The organism is Lawsonibacter sp. LCP25S3_E2 (genome assembly GCF_052117285.1).
In the GTDB taxonomy this organism is placed as follows: domain Bacteria; phylum Bacillota; class Clostridia; order Oscillospirales; family Oscillospiraceae; genus Lawsonibacter.
On the sequence record NZ_JBQKJL010000015.1, the window covers coordinates 1 to 12,128 of the forward strand.

12 protein-coding genes and 1 riboswitch are annotated in these 12,128 nt (G+C 56.9%); of the genes, 4 read left to right on the forward strand and 8 right to left on the reverse strand.

Translation table 11 applies throughout. The features are described 5' to 3' along the window. Positions 1-163 precede the first annotated feature (163 nt). Together ACTQ3R_RS12155 and ytvI are read right to left on the reverse strand one after the other, a co-directional pair. Positions 164-1,549 carry a S1C family serine protease gene (locus ACTQ3R_RS12155; protein WP_441779441.1) on the reverse strand — a complete coding sequence of 462 codons (1,386 nt, stop codon included), beginning with the start codon at positions 1,547-1,549 and terminating at the stop codon, positions 164-166. Positions 1,550-1,675: 126 nt separating this feature from the next. Next, complete coding sequence (gene ytvI, locus ACTQ3R_RS12160; RefSeq protein ID WP_441779442.1) at positions 1,676-2,848, reverse strand: sporulation integral membrane protein YtvI; 1,173 nt, start codon at positions 2,846-2,848, stop codon at positions 1,676-1,678. Between the two features lie 261 nt (positions 2,849-3,109). Here ytvI and ACTQ3R_RS12165 point away from each other — a divergent pair, with 261 nt between their 5' ends. Then, the gene (locus ACTQ3R_RS12165; RefSeq protein WP_441779509.1) at positions 3,110-5,683 is read left to right on the forward strand and encodes a heavy metal translocating P-type ATPase; all 2,574 of its coding nucleotides are present in this window, start codon (positions 3,110-3,112) and stop codon (positions 5,681-5,683) included. Next, positions 5,680-5,943, forward strand: a complete 264-nt coding sequence (locus ACTQ3R_RS12170; protein WP_441779443.1) for a metal-sensing transcriptional repressor — start codon at positions 5,680-5,682, stop codon at positions 5,941-5,943. The genes ACTQ3R_RS12165 and ACTQ3R_RS12170 overlap by 4 nt, the downstream gene beginning before the upstream one ends. 3 nt (positions 5,944-5,946) lie before the next feature. Here the strand turns inward: ACTQ3R_RS12170 and ACTQ3R_RS12175 are convergent, their stop codons facing one another. Next, complete coding sequence (locus ACTQ3R_RS12175) at positions 5,947-6,531, reverse strand: LysE family transporter (RefSeq protein ID WP_441779444.1); 585 nt, start codon at positions 6,529-6,531, stop codon at positions 5,947-5,949. Positions 6,532-6,705: 174 nt separating this feature from the next. Between ACTQ3R_RS12175 and ACTQ3R_RS12180 the strand changes: the two genes are divergently transcribed. Beyond that, entirely contained in the window at positions 6,706-7,062 is a 357-nt protein-coding gene (locus ACTQ3R_RS12180) for a TSUP family transporter (protein ID WP_441779445.1), read from the forward strand. Beyond that, positions 7,059-7,424 carry a sulfite exporter TauE/SafE family protein gene (locus tag ACTQ3R_RS12185; protein WP_441779446.1) on the forward strand — a complete coding sequence of 122 codons (366 nt, stop codon included), beginning with the start codon at positions 7,059-7,061 and terminating at the stop codon, positions 7,422-7,424. Before ACTQ3R_RS12180 ends, ACTQ3R_RS12185 begins: the two co-directional genes overlap by 4 nt. 36 nt (positions 7,425-7,460) lie before the next feature. Here ACTQ3R_RS12185 and ACTQ3R_RS12190 read toward each other — a convergent pair whose 3' ends face one another. The 5 genes from ACTQ3R_RS12190 to ACTQ3R_RS12210 form a co-directional block, all read right to left on the reverse strand. After that, the gene (locus ACTQ3R_RS12190) at positions 7,461-8,060 is read right to left on the reverse strand and encodes an AAA family ATPase (protein WP_441779447.1); all 600 of its coding nucleotides are present in this window, start codon (positions 8,058-8,060) and stop codon (positions 7,461-7,463) included. Positions 8,061-8,079: 19 nt separating this feature from the next. Further along, entirely contained in the window at positions 8,080-9,432 is a 1,353-nt protein-coding gene (locus tag ACTQ3R_RS12195) for an SLC13 family permease (protein WP_441779448.1), read from the reverse strand. 318 nt (positions 9,433-9,750) lie between these two features. After that, entirely contained in the window at positions 9,751-10,614 is an 864-nt protein-coding gene (locus tag ACTQ3R_RS12200; RefSeq protein ID WP_441779449.1) for a DegV family protein, read from the reverse strand. Between the two features lie 115 nt (positions 10,615-10,729). After that, positions 10,730-10,957 carry a DUF896 domain-containing protein gene (locus ACTQ3R_RS12205; RefSeq protein WP_441779510.1) on the reverse strand — a complete coding sequence of 76 codons (228 nt, stop codon included), beginning with the start codon at positions 10,955-10,957 and terminating at the stop codon, positions 10,730-10,732. Positions 10,958-11,038: 81 nt separating this feature from the next. Next, complete coding sequence (locus ACTQ3R_RS12210; RefSeq protein WP_441779450.1) at positions 11,039-11,839, reverse strand: RNA-binding protein; 801 nt, start codon at positions 11,837-11,839, stop codon at positions 11,039-11,041. 133 nt (positions 11,840-11,972) lie between these two features. Further along, positions 11,973-12,093, forward strand: a riboswitch (TPP riboswitch). The last annotated feature ends 35 nt before the right edge of the window (positions 12,094-12,128 follow it).

Below are 12,128 nucleotides of genomic sequence, written 5' to 3' on the forward strand. Positions count from 1 at the left end.
CCGCTTTGTTGTCATGCCCTAATGTCGCAAAAGACAGCACACAGCTTGCTTTCGCTTTGCTGTGTGCTGCCTTTGTGAGGTTCCTTACTTGCTAACTAAGTGACATTGGGCCTGGACCGCGGGTATCAGGGAGACGAATGAGAAGAGATGTGGGGAAGTGTGCTTACCAGCCGAAATAGTTGCCAAAGGGCCAGTTATAAGAGTTGCCGGATTGCTGTTGCTGCTGTTCATTGGACTGCTGCTGAGGTTGGTTAGCTGCTTCGGTCTGCTCGTTCTTTTCATCAAAGGTGATGGAGAGCGTTTTGGTCTCAGTGCCGCGCAGCACAGTGAGGGTGGCGGTGTCTCCAGCCTTGTAATTGGAGGACAGCGCCGCAGTGAGAGCAGAGCTGGAATCAATGGCGGTATCGTCAATGGCGATGATGATGTCGCCCGTCTGGAGGCCGGACTTCTGAGCACAGGAGCCGTCGGCTACGCTCTCTACATAGGCACCGGCGCTGATGCCGTAGCGCTGTGCGTATTCCGGAACAGAGGAGACCTGAACGCCCATATAGGGCTTGCCGGTGACATAGCCATGCTCGATGAGGTCGGAGAGAATGGTCTTCACATCGTTGATGGGAATGGCGAAGCCCAGGCCCTCGGCAGAGACACCGGAGGAGGATTGGGTATACTTGGCGGATACGATGCCCACCACATTGCCGTAGCTGTCAAAGAGGGGGCCGCCGGAGTTGCCGGGGTTGATGGCGCAGTTGGTTTGCAGCACGTTCAGGGTGGTGGTCTCCGTCTGGCCGTTCTCATTGGTGGTGGAGGTGGTGATCAGACGGTCCAGGGCGGAGACGATGCCGTCGGTGAGGGAATAGGTCAGCTCGCCCAGAGGGTTGCCGATGGCGTAGACCGGCTCGCCTACCACCAGCTTGTCGCTGTCACCCAGGGTAACGGCCTGGAGGCCGGTGGCATCGATCTTGATGATGGCCACATCATTGTCCTGCTCGCCGCCTACCAGTTTGGCGGTGTACTTTTCACCGCTGGCAAAGGAGACTTCGATGGTGACGGAGGGGTCCTTCGCCGCATCCTCGATCACGTGATAGTTGGTAACAATGTAACCGTCCTGGGTCAGCACAAAGCCGGAGCCGCTGGCGGCAGAGGTGGTGGTCTGGCCGAAGATATTCACGGTGGTATTTACCGTAATACCTACGCAGGAGGCCAGGTTTGCGGCGTAAAGTTCCTCTGCGGTCATGGGCTGGCCGCTGTTGGAATTGACCACAGTCTGGACCTGGGGACGCTCGCCCTCATAGACCACGGTCTCAGGCTGGGTGAGCTTGCCGTACAATGCGGCCCCTCCTACGCCGGCTCCGCCGCCCACCAGGGCACAGGCCAAAAGCAGAGCGATGATCTTGCGGGCTCCGCCCCGCTTTCTGGGGCCTTGGCCGGGTGTGCCCGGCTGCTGGGTGTATTGGTACTGTGGCTGGGAATTGGGTGTGGGATCTGTGTAGTCGCCGAAACCACCCCGGTAGCCGTCATTCTCGCTGTTATAGAAATTAAATTCATCCATGATGAAAACGCTCCTTTCAAAGGATGTCCAACAGGGATCCTTCTTTTTACAGGGATTATCATAGCGCCTAATTGTGAAGAAAGCATGAAGAAAAACAAATATGTTTTTGAACAATTTCGGGAAGTTTTAACTTTTTTTGTCCGGAGCCTCCGCGGGGTGGGATAAAATGGAGGCGATGTCCCGTACAGCGGCGATCAGATCCAGGCGAAGCCCGCGAAACATTCCCATTCCGGCCAGGTTCAGCAGTACCAGCAGGAGGATAGGCCCCAGGATCATTCCCAGCACGCCCCCCAGCTTCATGCCCACGTAAATGCTCACCAGGGAGAGAATGGGGGACAGGCCCGTCTGATCGCCTACAAACTTTGGTTCCATCACCCGGCGAAACAGTGCGATCACGCCCCAGATGACCATCAGCTCCACCGCTGAGGCAAAATTTCCCAAAAAGAGGGCCATGAAGGCCCAGGGGACCATCACGGTGCCCGCTCCCACGATGGGGATAAAGTCCAGAACAGCAAGTCCCAGCGCCAGCAGCAGGCCATAGGGCTGACGGATAATGGTAAAGCCGGCCAGCAAAATGAAAAACACGCCCACGGACAGGAGAAATTCTGCCTTCAGATACCCGCCGAAAGCTCCCAGGGCCACCGAACGGACCTGCCCCAGGAAGTGAAGCAGCCCCTCGTCCAGATGCTGGGCCGCCCGGCTGCGCAGATAGGGATAGTCGGCGGTGAGCAGGTAGGCTGCCATGACGTAGATGACCAGGGCAATGACAAAGGAGGGAAGCCCCATGGCCTTTTCGCCCACGGCGGAGCCGAAGGTGGCCAGCCAGTCGGAGGCGGAATCCTTGAACCACTCAAAAAAGCTGTTGAAGGTGGCGTTGATAAAATCGGCTACCTGGGGGGGAACCAGGGCCCAAAGATTGAAGGACAGGTCCTCAATTTGCTCCAGCGTAGACTGAAGGCTGTCCAAAAGACCGCTCCAGTTTTGAGCCAGGGAGACCAGCTGTCCTACTGCGGCGTAGACCAGCAGTACCATGGCGCCGCCTGCCAGACCAAAGAGCAGCAGCAGGAGCAGCAGGGACAGCGGCCCGCGGCTCCATCCGAAGGTCCGCTGGAGCCGCTTGACCAGGGGATTGAGCAAGGCAGCGGTGATCAGGGCCAGAAGGAATGGAGCAAAAAGAGACAGTAAGGGCCGGCCCAAAAAGTAAATGATGAGGAAACAAGCCAGCGTCACCACAAAGCGGATGGACAGGCGAAGCCAGAGCGCGCCCCGCTGGCGCCAGGATAGCTGCTGTAAGCCCACAGGGAAACCTCCTCTGTTGTTTGATTTGGACAAAGGAAAGTATAGCACATATTATATAAATAAACTGTAAATTTATAACCGGAAAGATTCTGTAGGACGGGAGAACTGGGAAGCTGCATTCCCGTCCTTTGACCATTCGCACAGCTTTTGGGGATTTGTTCGGTTTCTGCCCTCTTGACAAAAGGAGTCCCTGAGGATAAAATGATAACACCCCCCTGGGGTGGGGTATACCCGAGGGGAGAAGAAAGACTGGTGAAGATTATGAAGCAGAAATTCAATATAACCGGCATGACCTGCAGTGCGTGCTCCGCCCATGTGGAAAAAGCCGTCAACAAGCTGGGGGGAGTGGAGAAGGCGGAGGTCAACCTATTGGCCAACTCCATGGTGGCTCAGTTTGACGAGAGCCGTCTGACCGCCCAGGACATCATCAAAGCAGTGGAGGAGGCGGGATATGGGGCTTCTCTCCCGCAGGAAAAGGGGAAGAGCGCCGCTGTGACAAAACGGGAAGATGGGATGGAGGGGGAGATTGCCTCCATGAAGCACCGCCTGGTGTGGTCTTTTGTATTCCTGATCCCGCTTTTTTATATCTCTATGGGCCACATGCTGGGAGCACCCCTGCCTTCCTTCCTGGTGGGGATGGAAAACGCACTTTCCTTCGCTTTGACGCAGCTATTGCTCACGCTGCCCATCCTTTATCTCAACGATAAGTATTATAAGGTTGGGTTTAAAACTCTTTGTCATGGGGCGCCCAACATGGATTCCCTCATTGCAGTCGGTTCCGCCGCGGCGGTGGTCTATGGGGTGTTTGCCATCTACCAGATGGGCTACGGCCTGGGCCATGGGGACATGGCACTGGTGGAGCGGTACCATATGGACTTGTACTTTGAGTCCGCCGGAATGATCTTGACGCTTATTACCCTGGGAAAATTTCTGGAGACCCGGTCCAAAGGCAAAACCAGCCAGGCGATTACCCGCTTGATGGATCTGGCCCCCAAGACCGCCCATGTCCTTCGGAATGGAGAGGAAGTGGAAATTCCTGTAGAAGAGGTCCGGGTAGGGGATAAGGTGGCCGTTCGGCCAGGACAGTCTATCCCGGTGGACGGGGTGATTGTGGAGGGAAACTCCGCGGTGGACGAGTCCGCCCTCACGGGTGAGTCCATCCCCGCAGATAAGGGCCCTGGGGACAAGGTGGCCGCCGCCACCCTCAACAAATCCGGCTATTTTGTTTTGGAAGCCAGCCGGGTGGGGGAGGACACCACCCTGGCCCAGATGATCCGCCTGGTGGAGGAGGCCTCCGCCTCCAAAGCCCCCATTGCCAAGCTGGCTGACAAGGTGGCCGGAGTCTTTGTGCCGGTGGTCATGGCCATTGCGGCGGTGACGGCCCTGGTGTGGTTTGTGGCCAGTGGGTACGATGTGACAAAAGCCCTGACGGCCGGGGTGGCGGTGCTGGTCATCTCCTGCCCCTGCGCCCTGGGACTTGCCACCCCGGTGGCTATTATGGTGGGCACCGGAAAAGGAGCGGAAAACGGTATTTTGGTAAAATCCGCCGAAGCGCTGGAACATCTTCATACCGTAGATACCGTGGTGCTGGACAAGACAGGTACCCTCACCCGCGGAGAACCGGTGGTTACCGACATTCTGCCTGGGGAGGATATGGATGAGGAGGGGCTGCTTACCTTGGCTGCCTGCCTGGAAGCCCCCTCGGAGCACCCTCTGGCTGCCGCCATTGTGGACGAGGGAAAAAAGCGGGCACTGCCCCAGGCTCGGGTGGAGGATTTTGCCGCCGTCCATGGCCGGGGAGTCCGGGCATCCCTGAAGGGCCGGAGCTTTTTGGGTGGAAACCAGGCCATGATGGAGGAAAACGGCGTGGATCTGGGCAGCTTTGCCCAAAGGGCGGAGGAGCTGGCGGGGCAGGGCAAGACACCCCTGTACTTTGCCGATGAGAAGCGGGTGCTTGGCCTCATTGCGGTGGCCGACACCCCAAAGCCCACCAGTGCCGCGGCGGTGGCCGCCTTCCGGCAGCTGGGACTGGAAGTGGTCATGCTCACCGGAGATAACCAGCGTACGGCCGACGCCATTGGAAAAGAGCTAGGTGTCACCCAGGTAATGGCTCAGGTGCTTCCCCAGGACAAGGAGCGAAAGGTGCGGGAGCTCCAGGAGGCGGGGAAGAAGGTGGCCATGGTGGGTGATGGCATTAACGATGCCCCTGCCCTGGCCCGTGCAGATGTGGGTCTGGCCATTGGAGCGGGCACTGACGTGGCCATAGAGAGTGCGGACATTGTACTGATGAAGTCGGACCTTCTGGATGCGGCGGCCGCGGTGGAGCTCTCCAGGGCCACCATCCGCAACATCAAGGAGAACCTTTTCTGGGCCTTTTTCTACAATTCCCTGGGGATTCCTCTGGCTGCCGGGGTGTTTTACCACTGGACCCACTGGCAGCTGAACCCCATGTTTGCCGCTGCGGCGATGAGCCTGAGTTCGGTGTGCGTGGTCAGCAATGCGCTGCGCCTGCGGCTTTTTAAAAGTAAATTCCGGACAGAACAAGGGACAGCCCCCTGTGAAGGAAGCTGCCCCCTGGAACTGGAAGAACAAAATAGAATGGAAGAAACGAAAGGAGAACCTACCATGAACAAGACGATGATCATTGAAGGAATGATGTGCACCCACTGCACCGGACGGGTGGAAAAGGCCCTTAGCGCCATTGACGGAGTGGACAAGGTGGAAATGAGTCTGGAGGGCAAGTCCGCCGCACTTACCCTTTCCAAAGAGGTGGACGACCAGACCCTCACCAACGCCGTGACAGAGGCTGGCTATGAGGTGGTGTCCATTCAATGAAGGCAGATCACGCCCAGATTGAGCGGCTTTTAAAGACCGCACGGGGCCAGATTGACGGGATTTTGAAAATGGTGGAGGAGGACCGGTACTGTCTGGATGTATCCAACCAGCTGATGGCTACCCAGTCCATCCTGAAAAAGGCCAACCGCATGGTCCTCCGGGCCCATATGGATTGCTGCGTCCGGGAGGCGGCTGTCTCCGGCAGCCCGGAGGAAAAGCTGGAAGAACTGAAACTGCTGCTGGATAAGCTTACCGACTAAGACTCAGGCCATAAAGAGCGAGACCGCGCAGTAAACCAGCAGAAGCGCCAAAATGGTGTTCACCACCCGCGCATGGCGGGAAAAGAGCGTTTGGAAGACCGAGCCGAACGCCGTCCAGCACAGGGTAAACACAAAGCCGATCAAGGACAGCAGCAGGTCAAAGCCCAACAGCGCCTGGAAATCCTGACTGTAAAAGGGCAGGATATAGGCCTCCATGGACATGATGCAGTAGATGTAGATTTTAGGGTTAATGAACTGCAGCAGAAGCCCAGAGAGAAATCCGCTGCGGGAGTGGTCCTCCTCAATGAGGTCGGAGGAGCGGAAGATCTCCCAGGCCAAATAGAGCATATACCCTGCCCCTAACACCAGCATGGGTACCTTGATTTTGGGGATCAAGGCAGACAGCAGGGTACAGAAGAGGGTACACAGAACCATTACCATGGAAAAACCCGTTAAAATACCCAGGTTAAAGGGCATCGCCCCCCGAAATCCCTTCCGAATGCCGTTGGACATGGACATGATGTTGTTGGGCCCTGGGGTGGCGGCAGTGATGATGGCATAGGTCAGAAATGAGATCCAGTTCAACACATTAGATCCCTCCGTTGCGATGATATTGAAACATGAATACCTTAGCTGCTTAGTTAGCGTACTATGTGCTGGGCAGCTTGTCAAGCGGATGGGCGATCTTACTTGTTTGGAACATAAAAAAGGATAAAATCCCCCCGTTTCCCGCATACTATCTGGGAAATGGGGGGATTTGCGTTGAAAGGGATTCCATGGTGCTATCTGGCCGCCGGGGCGGCGGCAGGGCTGTGCAATGGATTTTTCGGCGGGGGCGGCGGTTCGGTACTGGTGCCTGCGCTCACCGGATTTTGTGCTCTGGAGCAGCGGCGTGCCTTTGCAACCTCGGTAGCGGTCATTTTGCCTCTGTGCGCCCTGTCGGCGGGGATCTATCTTTGGCGGGGCGGCTTGGATCTGATGACAGCCCTGCCCTATCTGGCAGGAGGAGCCCTGGGGGGCTGGATGGGGGGTAAATGGTTTGGCGGAATGAAGGTCAGCTGGCTTCGGCGGGCCTTTGGACTGCTGCTGCTCTATGGAGGGATCAGAAGCTTTTTATGAGAGAATGGTTGATCCCGCTCCTGGCGGGAGCGGCGACTGGGGTACTGTCTGGCTTTGGGGTAGGGGGCGGAACCCTGTTGCTGGTGTATATGACGGCCTTCGCCGGGGTAGAGCAGTCCCAGGCCCAGGGAATCAATTTGCTGTACTTCCTGCCTGCGGGGCTGTTGGCCCTGCCAGCTCACCTGAAAAATGGCTATGTGGAAAAAAGAGCCCTTCTTCCTGCCATTGGAGCGGGACTGGTGTTTGCCGCTCTGGGGGCCTGGGTGGCTACGGGATTGGAGGAAGGAGCCCTGCGCAGGTGTTTTGGGGGATTCCTTATATTAATAGGACTGCGGGAACTCTTTGGCCGGGAGAAAAAATAAGACTGTGGAGGGTGTGGTCCCTTCACAGTCTTGTTCTTACATCAGAGCCTGACGGGAGCGGATGTATCCCTCCAACAGGTCGGTGGTGCCGTCGATGCCCAGCCGTGCGCTGTTGACACACAGGTCATAGTTGCGGGAGTCACCCCATTTGCCGCGGCAGTGCTGGTTGTGGTAGTATTTTCGCCTCCGGTCTGCACGGGCCATAAGCTCCAGGGCATCCTCCTCCGAAGTGTGGCCCCGCGTCATGGTGCGCTCCTTTTTAAAGGCAATGTCTGACAAGACAAAAATGGACACAAGGCAGGGGAAGTCCTTTAAAATCTCCTCAGAACAGCGTCCTAATACCACAAAGGACACGCCCTCTTCCGCCTTTGCACGCAGGTAGCGAAACTGCATCTGGGCCACCTGCTCCTCGGGAGAGTTGCTGAAGCCCTTTACCTTACGGGAGGTAAAGATATTCTTTGGGGCCTCGTCATAGGGTTCCAGACGGCGGATGTTCAGATTGTGTTTGCAGGCAATCTGCTCCAAAATATTTTTGTCATAAAGGGGCAGATTGAACCGGCGGGCCAGTTCGGAGGCGATCTCATGGCCGCCGCTGCCAAACTCTCTGCATACGGAAATGATCAGCTGTTTCTCCACAAGAAAACCCTCCCTCACGTTATAGATACCGGACAAAGATAATAACCGTGGCTACTACCAGCACCAGAATGGTGGCTGGAGCCTGGGCCTTGCAATATTGCCCCCAGGTGACGGGGAAGCCGTTTTTAGCCGCAATGGAGGTCCCCACCACATTGGCGGAGGCTCCGATGGGGGTGGCGCTTCCGCCAATGTCCGTTCCAACGGACAGGGCCCAGGCCAGCGTCTGAAGGTCTACCCCCTGTACCGAGGACAGGGTGCGGATGACGGGAATCATGGTGGCGGCAAAGGGAATGTTGTCAATAAAGGCACTGGCCAGGGCGGAGCCCCAGATGATGATGGCCACCATAATATAGACGTTGCCGCCGCTGACAAACTGGATAAACTGGGCCAGAAGTTCCAGAGTCCCGGTGTACTCCAGGCCGCTCACCGCCACGAACAGCCCGATGAAAAAGAGGAGAGTTGCGTAGTCCACGCGCTTGAGCAGTGTGCCGGCCTCTTTCCCGGCTGCCAGCAGGGTGACAAGGCCAATGGAAAGTCCAATGGTGGCCACGGTGAGCCCGGTCTGGGCGTGGGTGATGAGAAGGATAACTGCCGCGGCAAAGATGACGCAGCTGACCAAAAAACCGCGCATGGAGGTGATGGCATCCCTGGGATCGGGGAAAGATGCGGGATCAGCGCCGGTGCCCGAGGGAACCAAGTACTTCCGGAAGAAGAAATAGAAGTAGGGAACGACCAGCACCATGGCCGCCAGGGCAATGACGCCGGTGTTGCTGATAAAGTCAAAGAAGGAGTAACCCAGCGAGGCGCCGATGATAATGTTGGGCGGGTCGCCGCACATGGTGGCGGAGCCGCCCAGGTTGGCACAGAAAATTTCCGCCAGAATAAGCGGGGTAGGACTGAGTCCCATGAGCCGGGCCAGCTCGGCCGTGACCGCCGCCAGGAACATAATGACTGTGATGCTGTCAATGAACATGGACAAGGCAGCGGAGAGGATCATAAAGAGAATGAACAAAGGGGCGGGCTTGAAGTGGACCATGCGGGCCAACTTAATGCAGAGCCACCGAAAAAAGCCGCTGCTGGCCATACCCTCCACCATAATCATCATGCCCGCAATAAACAGGATGGTTTCCCAGTTGATGCCTGTGGTGGTCTCTACCTCGCCGGTGGAGTACCAAAAGGTAGGGGAGACAAAGCTTTGAAAGCTTAAAGACTCTACAATCGCGCTCGGGTCCTTCATGCAGATTCCAAAGACCAGCACCAGCGTGGCCAAGCCGCAAAGAAGGGTTACCAGGTGCCGGGGAAACTTTTCCAGCACCAGCAAAAGAAACATCACCAGAAAAATCGCCACAGCGGCGATCTGAGCAGAAACCATTTCGTTTGCCCCCTTTGATGCTCTCCGACGTCCTCGTGTGGGGCGCGGTGGGAATTATCAAGGCTAGCTTAATCTTTTTTGCGTGGAAATGGAAGAGGGGCGGGGATTGTTTAACGCTTTCTTAACCGGAGGGGAGAAGTATTTGACACCCGAGTTGCCCGTCCCCTGCTTGCTCACACATGTTTGGTCCAGAATTTTGCGGTATCCATAACAATCCCCCCTGATGTAGGGTTACGTTCCTGCATCAGGGGGGAGTTCTTGTGTGTATGGCGGAAAGTCAATCAACGGCAAGGACCGACGGGCAGGCGAAGGCCTGTCTTACGTGCGGTAGACGATGCCCACCAGGTTAGGACCGGCATTGATGGCTACCACGCCGCCGATGGGATATTCCAGGGCGGTCGGTTCACCCAGAGCGGCCTGGCAGGCCTCACGCAGGCGGGCGGACTGCTCCTGGTTGTTGCCCCGAACCAGAAGATAGGGAGTACCACTCTGGCGCTCTTTCCGGCACATGTCCACAATGGTGGAGATCACATTCTTTTCTCCGCGAACTTTGGAGAGAATTTTGGATTCCCCATCCACAAAGGTCATAATGGGCTTGAGCCCCAAGGCCTCTCCCATAAAGGCGGCGGCGGCGGAGATGCGGCCGGATTTTTTGGCAAAGCGCAGATCCAGCGGCGCAAAGACGACGCGCGCATGGTCCAGCCAGTCCTGAATGTAGGCGACGATCTCCTCGGCCTCTTTTCCGGCAGCGGCCATGTTCACACCCTGGGCCACTGCCCAGCCGTAGGCCATGGTGTAGGTTTTGGAGTCGATGAGGTGGATATGGAAGGTCTCCTTGGCATCGGGGTGATGCTGATAGAAGTCGTCACGGGCCTGAAGGGCATTGCTGAACGTAGCAGAACCCTTGGAGTTAATGGAGACGTGAATAAGATCGGTATAACCTTCCGACCAGGCATTCTCAAAGCACTCGGTAAAGATGTAGGCATTGAGTTGGGCATGGGTGGGAATCTGGGGGGCGGACAGGAGCATATCAAAAAACTCGTCGGGGGTAAAGTCTACGCCGTCCTCATATTCCTCGTCTCCCATGGCAATGGGAAAGGGGAGCACCTGGATCGAAAGCTCATCCCGAAGCTGGGCGGGTAAATCCGCGGCGGAGTCGGTGGAGAATTTGATACGAGCCATAAGTAAAGGCCTCCTCATTTATGGAGCGGGAACTCCCGCATAATCTAAAATCATTTGCCGACTCATTATCTCAGAAAGGAAAAAGGTTGTCAATACGGCGATTTGTGTAAAAAAATCAGGACATTCCGTCCGAAGGATCTTCCTTAAAGGCCAGCTTCTTTTTGGTGCCGTCGGGATACTGAATATAGGTGTTGTCCAGCTGGGCAGTAAGGCTCTGCTTGAAGGCGTCAATGTATTCCCGGCGAAGAGCGCTGCGCTCGGCCTGCTCTTCCGGCGTCAGGCCTTCGGGCGTTTTGGCCTTTTTGGCCAGGGCGTTGATGCGGTTGATTTTTTCCTGGGTGATCATCCGGTTTCCTCCTTATATATGACCCGGCGGAAGTTATAAGCTCCGCTGGGTTCAGGGGTAGATCTGACGGTCAAATTTCTAAATATATCGCTCTAAAACCAACATGGTGCGGCCCTTTCGAGATTGACCGGGGACCTCCTGGACCACACATTTTCCAAGTCCGCGACAGGTGAGCACATCGCCCTCTTCCACAAGCTTGTCCCCCTTCAGACACTCCCGGTGGTTGAGGGCAACCTTGCCGGCGGAGATAAGGGCGGAGGCTTTGGACCTGGACAGCGAGAAGCCCGCGGCGACGACCGCGTCCAGCCTGGGGGTGGCAACGGTATCACGGATGGTCTTGACCTGAGCGGGCTTTGGAGAGAGCTGGCTGAGGGGAATGGGCGTCAGACTGACCTTCCACCGGCCGGCCCCCTCCCACTGGGACAGGAGAATGGGCATAGCCTCTGTGAGGGCCACTACCTGGCAAAGTCCGGGGGCGGGGAAGAGAATATCGCCCAGCTTTTCCCGTGTCATGCCAAGGCCCATAAGCGAGCCCAAAATATCCCGATGGCTTAGGCTGGCGCTGGAGGGGAATTTGGCCTCCAGGGCGGAGAGGGGGCCCTCTGGATCAGACAGGAAGTCCTCTGGCTCCTGCCAGTCGGGGAGAAACGCGCAGATCCGGCGCTCCCCATCCGGGTAGCCGCCCCAAAAAAGATGACGGGGCCGTCCCCAAGCGGCAAGCAGGTCCGTGACAGAGGCCTGTTCACCGGGGGAGAGAAATGGGGTGTGGGCTGGGATACCCCGCTGCTGAGCCAGCTCCAGTTTATCCAGTGTACGTCCCAGCAGGATACGCTCTTCCCCATTGCGGGCGCAGCGGTCCAGCAGCTCCTTTTTGGTCACATCCGTTCCCCCCTTGTCTCTTGATGTTCAGTATAGGGGAGGGGCCGCCCTTTGTCAACTGAACGGGGACCGGGCGGGAAAATTCCTTGACAAAGGACAAAGACGTGGATAAAATAAACCAGAACCGCAGCACAATCGAACACAGGGGCGCTGGGAGTTTGTTCCCGGCTGAGATGCAGAGGCAAGCATACTGCCTCCGGTCCCTAGAACCTGATCCGGGTAATGCCGGCGTAGGAAGTGGAAGAGAGATTGTTTTTGTCTCCCGAAAGACCGCACTACACCCGTCCGG

What these genes read in the sequence shown, in the direction of transcription:
- ACTQ3R_RS12155 (WP_441779441.1), bottom strand. Translation starts at nt 1,549, where the DNA reads ATGGATGAATTTAATTTCTATAACAGCGAGAATGACGGCTACCGGGGT.
- ACTQ3R_RS12165 (WP_441779509.1), top strand. Translation starts at nt 3,110, where the DNA reads ATGAAGCAGAAATTCAATATAACCGGCATGACCTGCAGTGCGTGCTCC.
- ACTQ3R_RS12170 (WP_441779443.1), top strand. Translation starts at nt 5,680, where the DNA reads ATGAAGGCAGATCACGCCCAGATTGAGCGGCTTTTAAAGACCGCACGG.
- ACTQ3R_RS12185 (WP_441779446.1), top strand. Translation starts at nt 7,059, where the DNA reads ATGAGAGAATGGTTGATCCCGCTCCTGGCGGGAGCGGCGACTGGGGTA.
- ACTQ3R_RS12195 (WP_441779448.1), bottom strand. Translation starts at nt 9,432, where the DNA reads ATGGTTTCTGCTCAGATCGCCGCTGTGGCGATTTTTCTGGTGATGTTT.
- ACTQ3R_RS12200 (WP_441779449.1), bottom strand. Translation starts at nt 10,614, where the DNA reads ATGGCTCGTATCAAATTCTCCACCGACTCCGCCGCGGATTTACCCGCC.